General features: G+C 29.2%; 18 protein-coding genes. 6 read left to right on the top strand and 12 right to left on the bottom strand.

Going from position 1 to position 14,208, the window contains the following annotated elements; translation table 11 throughout:
- The first annotated feature begins 262 nt into the window (after positions 1-262).
- The gene (locus AB1Z17_RS08990) at positions 263-1,456 is read left to right on the top strand and encodes a pyridoxal phosphate-dependent aminotransferase (protein ID WP_368051470.1); all 1,194 of its coding nucleotides are present in this window, start codon (positions 263-265) and stop codon (positions 1,454-1,456) included.
- Positions 1,457-2,458: a UDP-N-acetylmuramate dehydrogenase gene (murB, locus tag AB1Z17_RS08985; protein ID WP_368051469.1), complete on the top strand. Its 1,002-nt coding sequence runs from the start codon at positions 1,457-1,459 to the stop codon at positions 2,456-2,458.
- 140 nt (positions 2,459-2,598) lie between these two features.
- On the opposite strand, the gene AB1Z17_RS08980 is transcribed toward murB, so the two are convergent.
- Both AB1Z17_RS08980 and AB1Z17_RS08975 read right to left on the bottom strand, forming a co-directional pair.
- On the bottom strand, positions 2,599-3,564 hold the full coding sequence (locus AB1Z17_RS08980; protein ID WP_368051468.1) for a type I phosphomannose isomerase catalytic subunit: 966 nt from the start codon (positions 3,562-3,564) through the stop codon (positions 2,599-2,601).
- The gene (locus AB1Z17_RS08975) at positions 3,564-4,700 is read right to left on the bottom strand and encodes a cysteine desulfurase family protein (RefSeq protein WP_368051467.1); all 1,137 of its coding nucleotides are present in this window, start codon (positions 4,698-4,700) and stop codon (positions 3,564-3,566) included. Before AB1Z17_RS08975 ends, AB1Z17_RS08980 begins: the two co-directional genes overlap by 1 nt.
- Before the next feature lie 85 nt (positions 4,701-4,785).
- Here AB1Z17_RS08975 and AB1Z17_RS08970 point away from each other — a divergent pair, with 85 nt between their 5' ends.
- A complete protein-coding gene (locus AB1Z17_RS08970; protein ID WP_368051466.1) occupies positions 4,786-5,259 on the top strand; it encodes a hypothetical protein in 474 nt (157 codons plus the stop codon).
- Positions 5,260-5,262: 3 nt separating this feature from the next.
- On the opposite strand, the gene AB1Z17_RS08965 is transcribed toward AB1Z17_RS08970, so the two are convergent.
- Positions 5,263-5,826, bottom strand: coding sequence for a DNA mismatch repair protein MutS (locus AB1Z17_RS08965; RefSeq protein WP_368051465.1), 564 nt, complete (start codon positions 5,824-5,826; stop codon positions 5,263-5,265).
- Positions 5,827-6,094: 268 nt separating this feature from the next.
- On the opposite strand from AB1Z17_RS08965, the gene AB1Z17_RS08960 reads away from it, so the two are divergent.
- Together AB1Z17_RS08960 and AB1Z17_RS08955 are read left to right on the top strand one after the other, a co-directional pair.
- Positions 6,095-6,364: a CD225/dispanin family protein gene (locus tag AB1Z17_RS08960; RefSeq protein WP_368051464.1), complete on the top strand. Its 270-nt coding sequence runs from the start codon at positions 6,095-6,097 to the stop codon at positions 6,362-6,364.
- A gap of 9 nt (positions 6,365-6,373) precedes the next feature.
- Positions 6,374-6,769: a DUF2752 domain-containing protein gene (locus AB1Z17_RS08955; protein WP_368051463.1), complete on the top strand. Its 396-nt coding sequence runs from the start codon at positions 6,374-6,376 to the stop codon at positions 6,767-6,769.
- A 21-nt stretch (positions 6,770-6,790) separates the two neighbouring features.
- Here AB1Z17_RS08955 and AB1Z17_RS08950 read toward each other — a convergent pair whose 3' ends face one another.
- The 3 genes from AB1Z17_RS08950 to AB1Z17_RS08940 are packed head-to-tail and all read right to left on the bottom strand — an operon-like array spanning position 6,791 to position 8,650.
- Entirely contained in the window at positions 6,791-7,624 is an 834-nt protein-coding gene (locus tag AB1Z17_RS08950) for a phosphatase PAP2 family protein (protein ID WP_368051462.1), read from the bottom strand.
- Between the two features lie 46 nt (positions 7,625-7,670).
- Complete coding sequence (locus AB1Z17_RS08945; RefSeq protein WP_368051461.1) at positions 7,671-8,078, bottom strand: hypothetical protein; 408 nt, start codon at positions 8,076-8,078, stop codon at positions 7,671-7,673.
- Positions 8,075-8,650, bottom strand: a complete 576-nt coding sequence (locus tag AB1Z17_RS08940) for an RNA polymerase sigma factor (RefSeq protein WP_368051460.1) — start codon at positions 8,648-8,650, stop codon at positions 8,075-8,077. The genes AB1Z17_RS08945 and AB1Z17_RS08940 overlap by 4 nt, the downstream gene beginning before the upstream one ends.
- A 135-nt stretch (positions 8,651-8,785) precedes the next feature.
- Between AB1Z17_RS08940 and AB1Z17_RS08935 the strand changes: the two genes are divergently transcribed.
- Entirely contained in the window at positions 8,786-9,142 is a 357-nt protein-coding gene (locus AB1Z17_RS08935; protein ID WP_368051459.1) for a DUF6249 domain-containing protein, read from the top strand.
- Positions 9,143-9,299: 157 nt separating this feature from the next.
- On the opposite strand, the gene folE is transcribed toward AB1Z17_RS08935, so the two are convergent.
- The 6 genes from folE to AB1Z17_RS08905 form a co-directional block, all read right to left on the bottom strand.
- The gene (gene folE / locus AB1Z17_RS08930; RefSeq protein ID WP_368051471.1) at positions 9,300-9,980 is read right to left on the bottom strand and encodes a GTP cyclohydrolase I FolE; all 681 of its coding nucleotides are present in this window, start codon (positions 9,978-9,980) and stop codon (positions 9,300-9,302) included.
- Positions 9,981-10,043: 63 nt separating this feature from the next.
- On the bottom strand, positions 10,044-11,414 hold the full coding sequence (gene hisS, locus AB1Z17_RS08925; protein WP_368051458.1) for a histidine--tRNA ligase: 1,371 nt from the start codon (positions 11,412-11,414) through the stop codon (positions 10,044-10,046).
- 43 nt (positions 11,415-11,457) lie between these two features.
- On the bottom strand, positions 11,458-11,934 hold the full coding sequence (locus AB1Z17_RS08920) for a hypothetical protein (protein WP_368051457.1): 477 nt from the start codon (positions 11,932-11,934) through the stop codon (positions 11,458-11,460).
- Positions 11,931-12,509: a DUF4126 domain-containing protein gene (locus AB1Z17_RS08915; protein ID WP_368051456.1), complete on the bottom strand. Its 579-nt coding sequence runs from the start codon at positions 12,507-12,509 to the stop codon at positions 11,931-11,933. Before AB1Z17_RS08915 ends, AB1Z17_RS08920 begins: the two co-directional genes overlap by 4 nt.
- A 2-nt stretch (positions 12,510-12,511) precedes the next feature.
- A complete protein-coding gene (gene kdsB / locus AB1Z17_RS08910) occupies positions 12,512-13,243 on the bottom strand; it encodes a 3-deoxy-manno-octulosonate cytidylyltransferase (protein ID WP_368051455.1) in 732 nt (243 codons plus the stop codon).
- A 92-nt stretch (positions 13,244-13,335) separates the two neighbouring features.
- The coding region (locus AB1Z17_RS08905; RefSeq protein ID WP_368051454.1) for a YihY/virulence factor BrkB family protein at positions 13,336-14,208 on the bottom strand (873 nt) is incomplete at its 5' end.

The following is a 14,208-nucleotide window of genomic DNA, read 5'->3' as shown; positions in this document are numbered from 1 at the left end:
TGTTTTTTAAACCCATTCTTAAATTTAAATTCACTTTGAGCAAAACTAATTAAAGGGATTACTAAAAATAAAATAGGAATTAAAATATGTTTCAATTTTTTTTTCAAATATGATGGCGTTTTAGGTTATGTTAAACTACAAAAAGCTTCTTTTAATACATAACTTTTGGCAAAACTTTAACCTTTAACAAATTCAGTAAAAAATGGTATTTTTAAGAAAATATTTTGCAATTTTGTTATTTAATTTTTTAAATATTTAACAAATGCCTTCAATATCAATTAAAGGAAAAAATATGCCTGAGTCGCCAATTAGAAAATTGGTTCCTTATGCGGAAAACGCTAAAAAAAGAGGAATAGAAGTTTTTCATTTAAATATTGGACAACCAGATATTAAAACTCCAGATTGTGCTTTAAAAGCCATTAAAAACAATACTGTTGAAGTGCTTGCCTACAGTAGATCTGAAGGTTCTGAAGTCTACCGTTCAAAAATTGCCGACTATTATGCCAAAAATAATATTAATGTAACAGCAAACGAAATTATTGTTACAACTGGTGGTTCTGAAGCTTTATTATTTGCGATGGGAAGCATTACAGATCCAGATGATGAAATTATAATTCCTGAACCTTTTTATGCTAATTACAATGGTTTTTCAATTGCATCAGGTGTAAATATTGTTCCTGTAATTTCTAAAATAGAAGATAATTTTGCTTTGCCAGCAATTTCGGAATTTGAAAAACTAATTACGCCAAATACAAAGGCTATTTTAATTTGTAACCCTGGTAACCCAACAGGATATTTATATTCAAAAGAAGAAATTAAAAAGTTAGCTGAAATTGTTAAAAAACACGATTTATTTTTAATTGCTGATGAAGTTTACCGTGAATTTGTTTACGACAATGTGCAACATCAATCGGTATTAAGTGGATTTGGATTGGAAAATCATGCTATTATTATTGATTCTGTTTCTAAACGTTATAGTATGTGTGGAGCGCGTATTGGCTGTTTGGTTTCAAAAAACAAAGATGTAATAAATACAGCACTAAAATTTGCACAAGCACGTTTAAGTCCTCCAACATTTGCACAAATTGCAAGTGAAGCTGCTCTAGAAACTCCGCAATCTTATTTTGATGAAGTTATTGTTGAATATAAAGACAGAAGAGATATTTTAGTAAACGAACTTCAAAAAATTGATGGCGTAAAAGTTGCAAATCCGAAAGGTGCATTTTATTGTGTTGCAGAATTACCAGTTGATGATGCTGATAAATTTGCACAATGGTTATTAGAAGATTTTAATATTGATAATAAAACCGTAATGGTAGCTCCTGCCGCTGGTTTTTATAGTACAAAAGGTATTGGAAAAAACCAAGTTAGAATTGCCTATGTACTAAAAAAGGAAGATTTAATTACATCTGTAGCTATTTTAAAAGCTGCGATTAAAAAATACAATGCAAACTAATTGAATATTCTACAAAATATTTCACTTAAAAAATACAATACGTTTGGCATAAATGTAAATGCCAAACGTTTTGTTGAGATAAATTCAACACCTGAATTAAAAGGAATTTTAGCACAAGAAAAAGACATTTTTTTATTAGGTGGCGGAAGTAATATGCTGTTAACTTCAGATATTGAAAAACTCGTAGTTCACTTAAATTTAAAAGGAATTATAGTTAATGAAACCGAAAATGACTCCGTATTTGTAACTGCTGAAGCTGGTGAAAATTGGCACGACTTTGTTATTTGGTGTATTTCTCAAAATTATGGCGGTTTAGAAAATTTATCATTAATTCCAGGAAATGTTGGCACCTCGCCTATTCAAAATATTGGTGCTTATGGCGTTGAAATAAAAGATACTTTTCATCAATTGGAAGCGATTGATATTGCTACAGGAAACAAATCAGTTTTTAATAAAGATGATTGTAATTTCGGCTACAGAAATTCTGTTTTCAAAAATGAATTAAAAGGAAAATACATTATTACCAATGTTACTTTTAAGCTGACTAAAAACAATCATAAAACCAATATTAGTTACGGTGCCATTAAAGAGGTTCTTAAAGATATTATAAAGCCTACTTTAAAAGATATTTCAGATGCCGTAATCGCAATTAGAGAAAGTAAACTTCCTGATCCAGAGAAGATTGGAAATAGTGGTAGTTTTTTTAAAAATCCAATTATAAACATTGATTTATTTAAAAAATTACAACAAAAATACCCAAACATCCCACATTACGTAATTTCTTCAGCAGAAATTAAAATTCCTGCTGGTTGGTTAATTGAGCAATGTGATTTTAAAGGAAAACGTTTTGGTGAAACTGGCGTGCACGAAAAACAAGCGTTGGTTTTAGTTAATTATGGAAATGCAACTGGACAAGAAATTTTTCAACTGGCAAAAAAAATACAGCAAACTGTTTTAGAAAAGTTTGCCATACCTTTAGAAATTGAAGTAAATGTTATTTAATATATAAATTCTAACAAGTCTTCGAGACCTGTTAGGTTTTACACTATTGATTAAAAATATATTCCTGTTTTGTAGGAATGACAACTGTTTCTTTACTGTAATACCTGCGAAAGCAGGTACCTAAACTCACTTAAAATAAATTATACTGTTACTTCTAATAAATTACAATTTCCTTTAACTGTAACATTTTTAGCGCTTGCAGGTACTAAAATGGTTTCTCCAAAATTAATGATTTCAGTAGTTCCTTCCAAAGTAATAGTTGCATTCCCTTCAACACATATAAAAATTACAAATGAATCTGTTGCTGAATAATCCAATTCTAACGCTCCCTCAACAGGAATAAAATTGGTTTTAAAATATTCACACTTTACAACTTCATTCAAACTATTTTTAGTTGAAGAATAATTTCTTTCGGTATCTATTTTATCGCTAAAATTAAGTGCATCAATAGCTAATTCTGTATGTAATTCACGTTCATTTCCTGTGTCATCTACTCTATCAAAATCGTAAATTCTATAAGTAATATCAGATGTTTGTTGAATTTCTGCCAACACAATTCCTGCTCCAATGGCGTGCACAGTTCCAGTTTCGATAAAAAAAGCATTTCCTTTTTCTACAGGAACATCATTTAAAACCGACATAATTTTCTTTTCTTCCAATAACCTTACATAATCATCTGCGGTAATTGTTTTATTGAATCCTAAAATTAATCTCGAGCCTTCATCGGCTTGCATAATATACCACATTTCTGTTTTTCCAAAAGAATTATGGCGCTGTTTAGACAAAGCATCATTTGGGTGGACTTGAACAGATAAATCTTGTTTTGCATCAATAAACTTAATTAACAACGGAAAGTTTGTATCAAAATTTGCAAAATTATTTTTCCCTAATAAATCTCCTTTATAGGTTTCTAGTAATTCTTTTAAAGATTTTCCTTTTAAAGGTCCGTTTTTCACAACAGAAACATCACCTTTTACATCAGAAATCTCCCAACTTTCACCGATATTTTTTAAATTAGATTTTTTATTTAATTTTTTAACTAATTTTTCTCCACCCCAAATTTTATCTTTTAAAATTGGTTGGAATTTAATTGGGTAATTCAACATTATTTTAATATTTCTTTTAAATTTTTAATTACACAATCTATTTCTTCTAAAGTATTAAATTTACTAAATGAAAAACGAACTGAAGTCTTAAACTTCTCATTTTCAGCTAAAATAGCATCTAAAACATGAGATCCTTTATTGCTTCCACTTTGACATGCACTTCCGCCAGAAACTGCAATTCCTTTTAAATCTAAATTAAAAAGCAACATTGCATATTCTTTAGGAAACCTTACATTTAAAATAATATAGCTACTTTTAGTTTCGCTTTCTGAACATCCATTAAAAATAATTCCATCAAAATTATGCTTTAATTCATGTATAAAATAACTCTTAATATTTTGAATGTATTTTGTGTCCTTTTCTAAATTTAAATAGGCAATTTCTAATGCTTTTTCCATACCTAAAATACTATGAACATTTTCGGTTCCTGCTCTTGCACCCCTTTCCTGTTCTCCACCATGTAATATTGGATAAATACCAAATCCCTTTTTAATATAAGCAAAACCAACACCTTTTGGACCATGAAATTTATGCGCACTTGCAGCAAAAAAATCGATGGGTGTTTTTTGTACATCCGTTTGAAAATGTCCAACTGCTTGAACCGCATCTGAATGAAATAATGCATTATTAGTAACGCATAATTGTGAAACTTTGTTTATATCTAAAACATTACCAATTTCATTATTTATGTACATTAAACTTACCAGTTTTTTAGATGTATCTTGTTGCAATAATGTTTCAAAATGCGAATAATTTATAGTGCCAGATTCATCTAAATCTATCCAATTTACAGCAATATTAAATTCCTTTTCTAAATCTCTAATAGTATGTAAAACAGCATGGTGCTCAATTTTTGACGAAATAATAGTAGTAACACCTAAATTAGTTACAGCATTGCGTAAAATAAGATTGTCTGCTTCACTTCCACCGGCAGTAAAAACAATTTCATTGGCCGAAGCATTAAAGTGTTTTGCAATATTTTTTCTGGCAGTTTCAACCAATGATTTTGCCTTTCGCCCAATTTGATGAATTGATGAAGGATTCCCATAAAAATGAGTCATAGACTCCGTAACTGTAGTAATTACTTCGGGTAAAATTGGCGTGGTTGCAGCGTTATCTAAATAAATATTTTTCATTTAATGCAAAAATAACTAAAATAGTTGTCATCATTTAACGTTAGGTTATTTAAAACATTTATTTTTGTTTCAATAAAATTAAAAAATGAAAAAACTTATTACTTTTTTTATAGCATTCACTTTACTTTCTTGTAATGATGGTGATTTTGATGTGCCTTCTTTTGAATTTTCAGAAGATGTTAACAGTTGTGGTGAAACACTTTTATACAGACTAAGTCCAGATAAAACCGAAGTGATTCTATTAACGCTTACAAATACGCAATTAGGAACCACAGCTGGTGAGAAATCGTATGCTATTTCAAGCAGTTTAAATGTAATCTATAGAATTTTTGATGATGTTATTGATACAAATTATTTCTGTCAGGAAATTCCTCCAGCTTCACCTACGGTTTTAAAAGAATTGGAAGCTGAAAACGGTACTATTATAATAAACACTACTGAAATTATTGAAAATGAAGTTATTACAGGCTATAAATACAATATCAGTATTTCAGAATTATTATTTTTAGATAATAATGAACGAATCTTTTTTGAAACTTTTAATTTTGGTGAGTATTAAAATTTATTTTTTAGGATTCTGATAGATATAAATTTCAGTTGCTCCTAAACCATATTTTTTAAATGAAGCTGCATACACATCTACATGATAGTTTTTAAATAAAAAATCCAATTCTGTTTTTAAAACTCCAGCTCCAACTCCATGAATAAATACAATTTTAGGAATTCTATTTCTAATAGCATATTCAATTTTATGTTTTGCAGTTTCTATTTGTAGGTTTAGCATGTCATAATTATCCAAACCTCTAGTTGATTCTGTGAGCTGATGAATATGTAAATCTACTTCCATTGGTGGAATTTGATCTGATTTTATAACAGATTTAAACTTTGGAGCATTCTTTTTTGTGGAAGATTCATTGATTTTTTCTAATAAATTCTCGTTTGAAATATCGCTATATTTAGACAATTCAGACTGACTTTCTTTAATTACAACAAGTTCGTTAGGTAAAAAATCAAAAGAAAAACCATCTGAAGACTCAATACTTATAGCATTATTTTTAATTCCAATTACTTTTCCTTTAATTACATCATCTAAAACAGCTACAGTATCTCCAATTTTAAATTTCATTTCTTGAATTTTGTAAATAATTAAATCCTCTTTAATTATATATTTTTACAAAAATAGCATATGCTAGAAAATGTAACTATAAATACTGAACAATTTTTTAAAAGATTTAAAAGCTCAGATGGAACAAAGTTACAAGCCGGGGGCCTAATTAAAAACCACAAACAAATTGTTATTGTGATGTGTTTTTTTTTGAAATGATTAAAAAAGTCCTTTTAATTTTTTAAATTCGTTTCATAAAATAAATTTAACATAAAATAAAATTTCAACTATGGAACAAAGACAACCTAAAAACTATCTAGTAGAATCAATTTTAGTAACTATTTTTTGCTGTTTGCCATTTGGTATTGCAGGAATTGTATTTGCATCTCAAGTAAATTCTAAATATGCAAGTGGTGATTATGAAGGAGCTAAAAAAGCTTCAGAAGATGCAAAAAAATGGATGAATTGGGGTTTAATTGCGGGTATAATTGTAGTTGTTTTATATCTTGTCTTTTTATTTGCTTTAGGTGGATTAGCAATGTTAGGAGGAGATTTTTAAAAATAATACATGAAACTAAAATACATAGGAATGCTGCTACTTGCAATAGTATTAGCATTCCTTTATTTTTATATAAACCCTAGTGAGGTAGATTTTTTACCAAAATGCCCACTGTACTTAACAACAGGTGTTTATTGCCCTGGTTGTGGAAGTCAACGTGCTACACATCAGCTTTTAAATTTCAATATTTTTGGGGTATTTCAACAAAATGCCTTATTTGTGCTTGGACTATTAGTTATTGGATATCACTTCTTAATTTCTGTATTCAATTATTTTTTTAAAAAAAATAAGTATAATTATATTTACCATCCAAAAACACCAATTGCATTATTAATTATAATTATAGTTTTTTGGATTTTAAGAAACATTCCGCATTATCCGTTTAATCTACTTGCGCCTAAATAAGATTTTAAAAGATGAGTATATTTAAAAAGTTCCTACCAGTCCAACAGTTTTATAACCTGCTTTAAAATTCCAGGAAATAGTTTTCTCTTTTACAGTTTTCTTTTGTGAAGTTAGAAAATTATCCACGCCATCAACAATTACTACACTTAATACCATTCCTAAAGTTACATCAGTTAGCCAATGCGCACCAGCCCATAATCTAGAAACAGGCGCAATCAAGCCAACTGCATATATACCTCCTTTTACCCATAAATTCTCAAATTGTTTTGCAATTGCATGAGATGCGGTAAAAGATAAAATTGAATGACCTGACGGAAAAGAATGATAACCCGATTCTTTGCTCATAAACTTATATTTTCTACTACCAACATTTTGTGAAGGTCTGGCACGTCCAAAAGCATTTTTACTAATGGTTTGTATAAAACCTGTTGCAATTGCTGAGGAAATTATAAGCACACCCGTATGTCTAAATTTTTCGTTTTTAGCAAACAAACCGTAACCGTAAATTCCAGCAGAAATCATAAAAAAATTTTGAGGACTCCCATAATACCAGCCAATTTCCTTTAGCATTTGAGGTGCTTTACTTTCTTGATTTACAAAAAACTCACTGGTTTGCTCATCATAAATATATAATAGTGAGGTACCTGCTGCTACAGCTCCAAATGTTAACCAATCATCTTTTTTCCATTTAAGCGGCTTTGTATAGGCGTTTTTTACACCACCAAAAATTAAATTTGCATCAGATTTAAAAAGATTCCAAGTGCTCTCTTTCTCTTTATTTTCTATTTTGTTTTGTGCCTTTAAATTACATAAAAACAACAACGAAAATATAGTACTAAAAAATATTAATTTCATTTGCATACGGGTCAAATCTAACAAAAATAATGAATTCAAAAAAATATTACAGTATTGTATTTTTATTGAAGTAATTTTTTATAAAATGAAGTTGAAATAATACCAATATTGAAAATAAAATAAAACTAAACGTAAATAATTTTGATAGTTTAATATATTCAAAAATATTAATTGAACTTAATTTATTTAAAAAAGTTAGTTCCATTGCCGGAAACTGTATAGAACTTTCCGTATTTGAGATATATAAAAAAGTTGATAAACCAATAAAACTTAATGCTATAAAAAACCAACCAATTTTTGAAATAATTGGTTTATAAACAACATTAGAAACCTTACTATTTTCAAAATTAATGGTTTTTATAACATTGGCTACAAAATTGGCAGAAGGTGTTTCTAATCCAACATCTTTTAAAAGATATTTTGAAAAATCGTCTATGTTTTTGTTTTGCTTCATTTTAAATTCATTGTTTTTGGTTCAATCACATGTTCTAAGATTGTTGCTAGCTTTTTACGAGCTCTAAATAATTTCACTTTAACATTATCTGAAGATAAATTTACAACTTCTGAAATTTCTTTTAAAGGTAATTCTTCAAAATAATACAATGTTAAAATTACCTGTTCATCTTCATTTAATTTTAAAAGTGACTTTTTAATAATGTTTTTTCTTTCTCTTTCTTCTAAATATGATAGTGCATCTTGTAAAACACCTATATCTCCTTCATAAATTTCATCAATATTTTCAGGGTTAAGCTGTCTTTTGTTTCTTTTAATAGTATCTAAACTAGCATAATACCCAATTTTATAAATCCAAGTTGAAAATTTAGATTCACCTTTAAAATTTTTTAGATTGGTATAGGCTTTTACAAAAACATCTTGAGAAATTTCTTCAGCTTCTTCCTTGTTTTTTACAATCCTAATACTTAAAGTAAAAACCATTTGCTTATACTTTTCAACTAAAAAAGCATAGGCATTAACGTTTCCGTTTAATGTTTCCTGAATATAAAAGGTATCTGGTTTGGTACTCATTTTTAAGTATGACTACTTTTTAATTGCTCTGGTTACAATTTACCGTAAATTAAATATAAATATTTTTTTTGTAACCAATCCATTAAAATCTTCGTCATACCAAATGAAACACATTAACAACTTAAAATTTATAATATGCCAGAATTAGTATTTATTTCGTTATTCGTAATTATTTTCGGGATTTTTTATTTACACTACTCAACAAGAAATAAAGAACGCTTAGCCTTGATTGAGAAAGGTGCCGATGCCAGTATTTTTTTTAGTGCAAAAGCTGCACAAAAAAGGTCAACTGTTCCATTATGGAAAGTATTAATTTTAAACTTAGCAGTTTTATTAATGGGAATTGGAGCTGGAATTTTTATCGGTTCTATTTTAGAAGCCTACACATTAATTGAAGATGGTGTTGCATATGCGGGCTCAATATTTTTAATGGCCGGAATTGGGTTATTTGTAGGGTTTACACTATCTAAAAAGCTTGTTGAGAAGGAATAGTTTAACAATTTCGAAAGCATAAAAAAAAAGCAATCTGATTCCAAAGAATGAGATTGCTTTTATTTGTGATGATAATCCAACTTTACAAAGTACGAAGCAATCTGCTTCAAAGAATGAGATCGTCACGTTGAATAAATAAACTCCTGGCAATGGCGTTTTATTGAACTTCAATATTATCGAAGTTTGTATCCATTTTAATATAATCTAGAAATTCTCTTTTTACGTCTTTTTCTTTAAATTTACCGCCAAATTCTGATGTTACAGTACTGCTTACAATATCGCGAACACCACGAGAATTTACACATAAATGTTTAGCATCTATAACACAAGCAACATCTTTTGTTCCCATAGCTTTTTGTAAAGCTTGCACAACCTGCATTGTTAAACGCTCTTGAACTTGAGGTCTTTTTGCATAATAATCTACAATTCTATTCATTTTAGACAAGCCAATTACATTTCCATTTGAAATATATGCAACGTGAGCTCTACCAACAATTGGTAATAAATGATGTTCGCAAGTAGAGTACACCGTAATGTTTTTTTCTACCAGCATTTCACCGTACTTGTAATTATTATCGAACGTAGATAGTTTTGGTTTGTTTGCGGGGTTTAATCCAGAAAATATTTCATTTACATACGCTTTAGCAACTCTTCGAGGTGTGCCTTTTATACTATCATCCTCCAAATCCATTCCTAAAGTATCCAAAATATCTCTCACACTTGCCTCAATTCTTGCTCTTTTTTCAGCATCAGAAATATCAAAAGCATCAGCTCTAAGTGGTGTTTTTGCAGAAGAACCAACATGGTCATCTCCTATTTCATCAATTTTATTTATCATTATGTCTTTACCTTCAAACATTATCTAATATTTAGCTTGCAAATTTACAATTTAGTTTTAAAATTATAGCGTGATTTGAAGTAATTCTGTTAAATTACATACTTGCTGATCACCAGTTTGCATATTTTTTAATGTATAATTTTTATTTTCTATTTCATTTGAACCGACAATTACAACAAAAGGAATCTCTCTTCGATTTGCATAGTTCATCTGTTTTTTTATTTTGGCAGCATCTGGATACAATTCAGATTTAATGTTGTTTTTTCTTAATTCAGCCAATGCTTTCATACAATAGATTGCTTCTTTTTCTCCAAAGTTTATAAACAACACTTTCGGTTTTGGCAACTCCACTACATCAAATAAGTTTAGTTCTTCTAATACCAAATAGATTCTATCCAATCCAAATGAAATTCCAACTCCACTAACATCTTTTAAACCGAAAATTCCAGTTAAATCATCATATCTACCTCCACCTCCAATGGAACCCATTTTTACACCTTTTGGCGCAGAAACTTCGTAAATAGCTCCAGTATAGTAATTTAATCCTCTTGCTAAAGTTACATCTAATTCTAAATTTGCAGATTCTAATCCTAATATTTCAACGTTATCTACAACAAAGCGCAAATCTTTTACACCTTGCAATCCTTCTTCAGATTCTGCTAATAAATCTTCTAACTGATTTAATTTATCTTGATTGCTTCCTGTAAAATTAAATAATGGTTGCACTTTTTGTATAGCTTCCTCAGAAATACCTTTGCTCAACATTTCTTTTGTAACACCTTCTGCTCCTATTTTATCTACCTTATCAAGTGCAACTGTAAAATCGATTAATTTATCTTTTGCACCAATAATTTCAGCAATTCCAGCTAAAATTTTTCGATTATTGAGTTTTATAGTCGTGCCAACTAACTTTAACTTACTAAAAACAGCGTCGTATAATTGTACAAATTCAACTTCTTGCCATAAACCTTTACTACCAACAACATCTGCATCGCATTGGTAAAACTCTCTAAAACGTCCTTTTTGTGGTCTATCTGCACGCCAAACTGGTTGCATTTGGTATCGTTTAAAAGGGAACTCAATTTCATTTTGATGTTGTACAACATAACGTGCAAAAGGTACAGTTAAATCGTAACGCAATGCTTTTTCTGAAATTTTTGAGGTTATTTTTAAACTGTCTTTTGAAGCCAATAAATTATCATCAACATTTTTTAAATAATCTCCAGAATTCAAAATTTTAAAAATCAAGCGATCTCCTTCATCTCCATATTTACCCATTAATGTTGAAGAATTTTCAAATGATGGAGTTTCAATAGGTTGAAATCCATATAGTTCAAAAACTTCTTTTATGGTTGAAAAAATATAGTTTCTTTGCGCTACTTCGGTTGGTGAAAAATCACGTGTTCCTTTTGGTATGCTTGGTTTTTGTGCCATTTTTTTAAATTAGTTTGCAAATATCTGAAAATTCTAAAACTAATTAAAGCTTTTCTAACATTGATTTTTCTTTACTTGTTAAAGGAACATCGTTTTCAAACTTAATTTTGGTTGGAAATATTGCCAACATCATTAACACTAAAATCCCAACTAAAACAAAATAAAAACTATTGTTAGATTGCATTGCAAAAAATACACACATAAAAGCAGGAAATTCTAGCATTGCCATTCTAAAAATATGAGCTGTACTGAATTTAATGGCTTTTTCACTTAAATCTGCTTTCTCAGAAATTTGATTTAGCAGTTTTTTATATAAAAATTTACTCGATAAATTTCCTATAAAAGCTATAATAATTGCTAAAAAAAGAAAAGGTTTATCATCTTCATAAGAAAAAAACAATACACCTTTTGCTTTAAATGCTACGTAAGCTGCAAATAGTAAAACACCTGCTAATAAAGCAACATGTATAATTTGTAAAGATTTGATAAAATCTTTCGGTTGTCTATTGGTATAACTCATTTTTTTGATTTTGATGGTTTAAATAATTTAAAAACTTTGAATAACATCCAACCTATAAACACAACTAAAATTACAGCTAAAATTGGAATAAAAATGGCTAAAACGGACATTACAATCGAGGTTCCTGTTTCTACAGTTGAAATAACAGGATTCGCAATTCCGGCAGTTGTTGCAGTAGAACCTAAGCGTGCCGAACTTGTTGAACCTTTTATAGCAGTTGCAGTTCCTCCACCCGCAATAATTGCAAGTGCCCACGTAATTGTTGGATCTAAATCACTAACTGTTGCAACCATTACAGCTGTACCTGCCACAGCTGCTAATGGCACTGCAATCGTATCTAATAAATTATCTAACCAAGGAATAAAATATGCTAAAATTTCTACAACTGTAGCGATTCCTAATATAATTATTGCAGTTGCACTTCCAACCCATTCCCAACTCTCATTTAATGGAATAATATTATAAAATGAAGCTAAACTAAGCGCAAACAATGGTACAAAAATTCTAAAACCAACAGAAGCTGCTAAACCAATTCCGATAAAAATACTAATTATAGTTTCAGGTGAAAATTCCATTTTTAGTTGCTTTTAAAAATTTTATTGGCTTTTTCTAAATCTTCAGGTGTATCTATACCAATTGCAATTTTATTGGTTTCAACCATTTTAACAGTCATACCATTTGCTAAAAAACGAAGATTCTCCAATTTTTCAGCCGCCTCTAACTGATTGATAGGTAACTTGGTAAATTTCAATAGTGCTTCTTTTCTAAAGGCATAAATACCAATATGTTTGTAATAAACTGCTTTTGAAATTTCTCTTGCAAAAGGAATTGGCGAACGCGAAAAATACATTGCAAAATCTTCTTCATCGCAAACAACTTTTACGTTATTTGGATTGTTAATTTCGTCCAAATCGTTCATTTTTATTTTTAAAGAAGCAATATCAATGTGTTTTTTGGAAGTTTTTTTAAATACATCTAATAAATTTTTAAGAGGTTCGGTTTGTGTAAAAGGTTCGTCTCCTTGCACATTTACAACAATATCTACCTCTAAATTTTCTACTGCTTCAGCAATTCTATCACTTCCAGATTCGTGTTCTTTTTTACTTTTTATTGCTTTTCCTCCGTTTGAAGTAATTTCATTATAAATAATGGCACTATCCGTAACTACATAAACTTCATCAAACAAATTTGAATGTTTTGTAGCTTCATATGTTCTTAAAATAACAGATTTTCCTGCTAAATCTTTCATTAATTTTCCTGGAAATCTACTGGCTTCAAAACGTGCAGGAATCATTGCAATAATATTCATGTATCTTTCTTATTTTTTTTAACGGTCACATGCTGTTCGCTATTTAGCATTTCGTTAGTTGATAAACTTTTTAACTTGCTCATTTCATAATCTTATTCTTTTATATGAAATCTTCTTAAACGACTGATACTTGCATTCAACTCAAAACCTAATAATAAAATTATGGAATTTAACCAAACAAAAAGCATTAAAACAAGTAATGTTCCTATGGAACCATACAATTGATTATAAGTTGCGAATTTTAGTACATAAATTGAAAATAATTTAAACATCAATATTGTTAACAATGTTGTCAGTATAGATCCTGGTGTAAAAAACGAAAAATATTTTACTTCTTTTGTGCCGTATTTATACAAAAGTGAAACAGAAATAAATATAAGTAATACAAAAAATAAAAACTGTCCTTTTTCTATCCAGAAAACATCATCTTCTAACCAACCTTTTGCTTTTAAATCGTTGATTCCAATTTCAAAATATAAGGTTATTGCTACCGTTACAACTAGAATTAACGATAACATAATTGACATAATCATTGAAATAAAATATTGACGAATAATGCTTCGCATTTCGGTTACATGGTACGAGTATTCAAAACCTCCTAAAATTGCATTTACGCCATTTGTCATTAAAAAAATGGAAGCAATAAACCCAAATGAAAGTAAACCACTATAACGTGTATTAGCAATATCTTCTATAACATCGTGCACTGTTTCTGCCGTGTTTGGAGGTAATAATTGCTCAATCATTACCAAAAAATCTTCTTGAAATCCTTCAATTGGAACGTACGGAATTAAGGTAAGTATAAATAAAATAAAAGGAAACAGTGCCATAAAAAAACTAAAAGCAATACCTCCTGCTCGTGATGTTAATGCACCTTTTACAATTCCAATAACATACATTTCAATAATATCATACAAAGACATCCCTTCCAGACCTGGTATTTTAATTTTTTTACCAAGAATCAC

Origin of the sequence: Lutibacter sp., from assembly GCF_040883305.1 — a bacterium.
GTDB lineage: Bacteria > Bacteroidota > Bacteroidia > Flavobacteriales > Flavobacteriaceae > Lutibacter.
This window is presented reverse-complemented; position numbering and strand designations above follow the sequence as displayed.

Coding starts and splice junctions, on each gene's coding strand:
- AB1Z17_RS08990 (WP_368051470.1), top strand. CDS start 263: ATGCCTTCAATATCAATTAAAGGAAAAAATATGCCTGAGTCGCCAATT.
- AB1Z17_RS08980 (WP_368051468.1), bottom strand. CDS start 3,564: ATGTTGAATTACCCAATTAAATTCCAACCAATTTTAAAAGATAAAATT.
- AB1Z17_RS08975 (WP_368051467.1), bottom strand. CDS start 4,700: ATGAAAAATATTTATTTAGATAACGCTGCAACCACGCCAATTTTACCC.
- AB1Z17_RS08970 (WP_368051466.1), top strand. CDS start 4,786: ATGAAAAAACTTATTACTTTTTTTATAGCATTCACTTTACTTTCTTGT.
- AB1Z17_RS08965 (WP_368051465.1), bottom strand. CDS start 5,826: ATGAAATTTAAAATTGGAGATACTGTAGCTGTTTTAGATGATGTAATT.
- AB1Z17_RS08960 (WP_368051464.1), top strand. CDS start 6,095: ATGGAACAAAGACAACCTAAAAACTATCTAGTAGAATCAATTTTAGTA.
- AB1Z17_RS08955 (WP_368051463.1), top strand. CDS start 6,374: ATGAAACTAAAATACATAGGAATGCTGCTACTTGCAATAGTATTAGCA.
- AB1Z17_RS08950 (WP_368051462.1), bottom strand. CDS start 7,624: ATGAAATTAATATTTTTTAGTACTATATTTTCGTTGTTGTTTTTATGT.
- AB1Z17_RS08945 (WP_368051461.1), bottom strand. CDS start 8,078: ATGAAGCAAAACAAAAACATAGACGATTTTTCAAAATATCTTTTAAAA.
- AB1Z17_RS08940 (WP_368051460.1), bottom strand. CDS start 8,650: ATGAGTACCAAACCAGATACCTTTTATATTCAGGAAACATTAAACGGA.
- AB1Z17_RS08935 (WP_368051459.1), top strand. CDS start 8,786: ATGCCAGAATTAGTATTTATTTCGTTATTCGTAATTATTTTCGGGATT.
- folE (WP_368051471.1), bottom strand. CDS start 9,980: ATGATAAATAAAATTGATGAAATAGGAGATGACCATGTTGGTTCTTCT.
- hisS (WP_368051458.1), bottom strand. CDS start 11,414: ATGGCACAAAAACCAAGCATACCAAAAGGAACACGTGATTTTTCACCA.
- AB1Z17_RS08920 (WP_368051457.1), bottom strand. CDS start 11,934: ATGAGTTATACCAATAGACAACCGAAAGATTTTATCAAATCTTTACAA.
- AB1Z17_RS08915 (WP_368051456.1), bottom strand. CDS start 12,509: ATGGAATTTTCACCTGAAACTATAATTAGTATTTTTATCGGAATTGGT.
- kdsB (WP_368051455.1), bottom strand. CDS start 13,243: ATGAATATTATTGCAATGATTCCTGCACGTTTTGAAGCCAGTAGATTT.